This window comes from Pontibacter sp. HJ8, assembly GCF_054824225.1.
This window is the reverse complement of the sequence record NZ_JSYF01000673.1, coordinates 1-1,034: the sequence shown is the minus strand read 5'-3', so window position 1 is coordinate 1,034 and position 1,034 is coordinate 1. Positions and strand designations below refer to the sequence as shown.

The 1,034-nt window shown below is 33.8% G+C and carries 1 protein-coding gene; it reads left to right on the top strand.

From position 1 onward, the window contains the following. A partial coding sequence (locus OB13_RS20800) for a hypothetical protein (protein ID WP_461492101.1) occupies positions 1-560 on the top strand: 560 nt, incomplete at its 5' end. Positions 561-1,034 lie beyond the last annotated feature (474 nt).

Below are 1,034 nucleotides of genomic sequence, written 5' to 3'. Positions count from 1 at the left end.
ACCCTCATAGAAACGGAGACGAACTGATTAGTACTGCTAAACTGGTTATGGACAAAGTATTAGGCATCCCTGTAAGAAACGTAAAGCTTGCAGAAGTAATGGATGCATTGAAAAATGAGGAAGTTACTCAAGAGCTAAGACTAAAATTTTCAACCCTTTCTTTCAACCCTATATCTAGACAGCCTCAATTCTTATCTTATTTTACTCACGGTACGATAAAAGAACAAGTTGAGGAAGTCTATCAGGATGTACCTTACAGCCAGCTACGAGAAATAATGGAGTCCGTAGAGAATGTAAGACAATGGATTAATATAAATTTTAGATTTCGTGTAAAAAAGAGAGAATATAAATACATCCGAACTCGTACACTGAAAGCAGATGTGGATGAAACTAAGGCCAAAATTGAAAAGCTAGTGGAGTCTGTATTTAATGAGACTTGTCCTTTAGAGGAAAATGAAATGGATAAAGTTTACGACATCGATTTTATCGTGTCAAAGTTGAAACCAATACTTTTGAGTTATATTACTAACACAAATGAAGCTACAGCAGTATCTAAATAACTTCGCTGTTGACAGTAAATTAGCAGAGACAGTTCTTGGAGATATATCAAATCTCCAACTGGTTATTTTTGGCATAGTTGTAACCCTATTTACCGTTTTATATTCTTTCATAGCAAACAAAAAGGAAGAAATACAAGGTTACAAAGACCTGATTTTAAAAAACCAAGCAAGCGATCAGGTATATATAAAAAGTAAATTCGGGAGCATTTATATTGATCGATTACGGAAAGTGAATGGTCATTTGATAAATTTAATAGTACTCTCATTTATAACATACTTCTTAGCTTACTTTACTAAGACTTTTTTCTTGAGCGAGCACGTGAATCAGTTTCTGTTCTACGGTATTAGTAGTGTCGCTATTTTCATCATTCTATATATCACACTCATACTATTCAAAGTTATTAACTTCTACAAATTGTATACAAAGAGGTAAGGATACCTAAACAGTCTCCCTTTTCTTCACTCCCTTTAGCA